The organism is Achromobacter semiaridum (genome assembly GCF_053543755.1).
Genome location: NZ_JBLVOL010000109.1, coordinates 1 through 3,312, shown reverse-complemented (window position 1 = coordinate 3,312; position 3,312 = coordinate 1). Strand labels below are relative to the sequence as shown.

The following is a 3,312-nucleotide window of genomic DNA, read 5'->3' as shown; positions in this document are numbered from 1 at the left end:
CAGCCCGGCGTCGGCGACGCGCCTTCTATGCCGCTTCGCCGATCGCGATGCGCTCCGGCGGAAAGCGCAGGGCGAACACGCTGCCCTTGCCCGGTTCGCTGGTGATCAGCAGTTCGGCGTCGTGGCGCATGGCGATGTGCTTGGTGATGGCCAGCCCCAGCCCGGTGCCGCCCACCGCGCGCGAACGCCCGCGGTCCACCCGATAGAACCGTTCGGTCAGCCGTGGCAGGTGCCGGGCCGGGATACCGATGCCGGTGTCCTGCACGCTGTAGCGCGCGCCGCCATCGGCTTCGCGTTCCCAGCGCACGGTGATCGTGCCGCCATCCGGGGTGTAGCGCACCGCATTGGTCAGCAGGTTCGACAGCGCCGAGGTCAGTTCCGTTTCGGCGCCCAGCACGTCCAGCGTGTCGTCGATATGCCATTCCAGCACATGGCGGCCGCCCGACAGCGCCTCGATCTGCTGGCGCGCCTTTTGCAGCAGCGCGCCCATGTTGATGGCGCGCGGGTCGCTGCCTGGCGACGATTCCAGCGTGGACAGCGTCAGCAGGTCTTCCACAATGGCCTGCATGCGCTGGGCCTGCTCATGCATCATGTCGATGTACTGCGCGCGCTGTTCTTCAGGCAGCGCGTCAGCCGGCATGTCGCGCAGCGTTTCCAGAAAGCCCGCCAGCACGGTCAGCGGCGTGCGCAGTTCATGCGACACGTTGGCCACGAAATCGCGGCGCGTCGTCTCCAGCCGTTCGATCTGCGTGACGTCGCGCGTAATAAGCAGCCGCTGATTGCTGGCGTAGGCGGTCAGCTGCATCATCATCAGCCGTTCCTGGCCTTGCTGGCCCAGGCGCACCAGGATGGGCTCGGGCCAGGCGGGGCGATGCGCGTATTCCACGAACTCGGGCGCGCGCAGCAGGTTCAGCAGGTTGTGCCCCCGATCCGCCGGCAGCCGCAAACCCAGATGCTGGCGCGCCATGCGGTTGCACCAATCAATCTGGAAGTCTTCGTTCAGCGTGACCGCGCCGTCCGGCAGGGCCTGGGCGGCGGCCAGCATGCCTTGCATGGTGTCGCGGGTTTCGGCCAGTTCCCGGGCGCGGGCGCGGGTATAGCGGTAAAGGGGGGCGAGGATGTCGTCCCAGGGCCCGACGGAAGCGGGGGGCGAAGTGTCCGGGTGATTGGCCCAGTGGGAGACCAGCGTCAGGCGCCAGCTGCGCCAGAGCAACATGGCGGTCAGCGCGGCGGAAAACACCACCCAGCCCGCCGGATCTCCAATGAGCCATTGCGCCAGTAATGCAATCACCGCCCACAGGGCGACCAGGAAAAGTGTGCGCAGCCAGATCATCGTGCGGCAGTTTTACCGCGTGGCGAGCTGTGCCGTAAACCGGTAGCCGCTGCCGCGCACCGTCTCCACGTGCGCATCGTGGCCGCTGGGTTCCAGCGCCTTGCGCAGGCGGCGGATGTGGACATCGACGGTGCGTTCTTCAACAAACACGTGGTCACCCCACACCTGATCCAGCAGCTGCGACCGCGAGAACACGCGTTCCGGGTGCGTCATGAAAAAGTGCAGCAGGCGGAATTCGGTGGGGCCGATCTGTAGCGACTGGCTGTTGCCCGACAGGCGATGCGTGACCGGGTCCAGCTTCAGGCCGCCCACGTCGATGACGTCGTCGGTCAGCTGCGGCGCACGGCGGCGCAGCACGGCCTTGATGCGGGCCATCAGCTCTTTGGGCGAGAACGGCTTGGTGATGTAGTCGTCGGCGCCGGCTTCCAGGCCGTCGACTTTGTCTTGCTCGGAGCCCTTGGCGGTCAGCATGATGACCGGGACGGCGCGGGTGCGCTCGTCGTTGCGCAGCTTGCGCGCCATCGCCAGGCCGGAAGTGCCGGGCAGCATCCAGTCCAGCAGTATCAAGTCAGGGAGTTCAGCGCGGATAAGGGTCTGGGCTTGGTCGGCGTCGAAGGCGCGCAGCACTTTGTGCCCCGCGAAGGACAGGTTGACGGCGATCAGTTCCTGGATTGCGGGTTCGTCTTCGACGACGAGGATGGTGCTGGACATGGCGAATTTGGCACGCTTCTGAGCGCCGGCGCGGCGCGAACATTGCGATAGTATGGCCGCAATATTTCAGGTATGTGACCGCGGGGCGTCCCGCAGGCAGGTTCTTCGCGCCGCCGGCGGGGGCCGATAGGCTACCATTGCCACGATATATCGGGAATTCACCATGCAAAACCCCTCCGAATCGCAACATTCCGCGCAGGACAACGCCCAGTCCACGCACTTTGGCTTTCAAACGGTGCCTGAAGGCGAAAAGGCGCGCAAGGTTGCCGAAGTCTTCCATTCGGTTGCCCAGCGCTACGACGTCATGAACGATTTCATGTCGGCCGGCCTGCACCGCGTCTGGAAAGCCTTCACCATTGGCCGCGCCGCCATCCGCCCCGGCATGAAGGTGCTGGATATCGCGGGCGGCACGGGCGACCTGGCCAAGGCCTTCGCCAAGCGCGCAGGCCCCACCGGCGAAGTCTGGCTGACCGACATCAACGATTCCATGCTGCGCGTGGGCCGTGACCGCATGACCGACGCGGGCCTGCTGCTGCCCACCGCCGTCTGCGACGCCGAACGCCTGCCGTTTCCCACCGGTTACTTTGATCGCGTCAGCGTGGCCTTCGGCCTGCGCAACATGACGCATAAAGACCGCGCGCTGGCTGAAATGGCGCGTGTTCTGAAGCCGGGCGGCAAGTTGCTGGTGCTGGAATTCTCGCGCGTGGCAAAGCCCCTGGCCCCTGCCTATGACTGGTATTCCTTCAATGTGCTGCCCTGGCTGGGCAAGAAGGTCGCCAAGGACGAAGCCAGCTACCGCTACCTGGCCGAATCCATCCGCATGCATCCCGACCAGGAAACCCTGGCCGACATGCTGCGCAGCGCCGGGCTGGAACGGGTGCAGTACTTCAACCTGACCGCCGGCATCGCCGCCCTGCACGAGGGCGTGCGCCTGGGCTGAGCCCGGCGTGTCCATCCGATGATTTGTCCCCCCACGGGGAACTTGTGGGGCGGCATCTTGTCCGTTATTCTTACGACATTCAGATTACTGTAAGAAAAGTCGCGAATAGGTCCCGCTGTCCGTGGGACTCCTTGCTGCTCGGGGCAGCGGGGGCGCGAGTACGAGGGAGCTAACTCTATGACCAAATACTGTCTTTCGCGGTTTGTCGCCGCGGCGCTCATCGCCGTTTCCGGCGCGGCGTTGGTGACGGCATCATTTGATGCCGAAGCCCGTCGTGCGGGTGGCGGTAGCAGCGTCGGCCGCCAATCCTCCAATGTGACCCAGCAAC

At 65.5% G+C, this 3,312-nt stretch carries 3 protein-coding genes and 1 pseudogene; 2 read left to right on the top strand and 2 right to left on the bottom strand.

All coding sequences use genetic code 11. The features are described 5' to 3' along the window. Nucleotides 1–25: 25 nt before the first annotated feature. Together phoR and phoB are read right to left on the bottom strand one after the other, a co-directional pair. Nucleotides 26–1,333, bottom strand: a complete 1,308-nt coding sequence (gene phoR / locus ACNPP0_RS24000; protein ID WP_332612396.1) for a phosphate regulon sensor histidine kinase PhoR — start codon at nucleotides 1,331–1,333, stop codon at nucleotides 26–28. Between the two features lie 12 nt (nucleotides 1,334–1,345). After that, nucleotides 1,346–2,044: a phosphate regulon transcriptional regulator PhoB gene (gene phoB, locus ACNPP0_RS23995; protein WP_006217129.1), complete on the bottom strand. Its 699-nt coding sequence runs from the start codon at nucleotides 2,042–2,044 to the stop codon at nucleotides 1,346–1,348. A 163-nt stretch (nucleotides 2,045–2,207) separates the two neighbouring features. On the opposite strand from phoB, the gene ubiE reads away from it, so the two are divergent. Further along, on the top strand, nucleotides 2,208–2,984 hold the full coding sequence (ubiE, locus tag ACNPP0_RS23990; protein WP_046807660.1) for a bifunctional demethylmenaquinone methyltransferase/2-methoxy-6-polyprenyl-1,4-benzoquinol methylase UbiE: 777 nt from the start codon (nucleotides 2,208–2,210) through the stop codon (nucleotides 2,982–2,984). 177 nt (nucleotides 2,985–3,161) lie between these two features. Further along, a pseudogene (locus ACNPP0_RS23985) lies at nucleotides 3,162–3,312 on the top strand (Tim44 domain-containing protein); the annotation flags it as partial.

Excerpts from the sequence above, each read along its gene's own strand:
- phoR (WP_332612396.1), bottom strand. The coding sequence starts at position 1,333 with ATGATCTGGCTGCGCACACTTTTCCTGGTCGCCCTGTGGGCGGTGATT.
- phoB (WP_006217129.1), bottom strand. The coding sequence starts at position 2,044 with ATGTCCAGCACCATCCTCGTCGTCGAAGACGAACCCGCAATCCAGGAA.
- ubiE (WP_046807660.1), top strand. The coding sequence starts at position 2,208 with ATGCAAAACCCCTCCGAATCGCAACATTCCGCGCAGGACAACGCCCAG.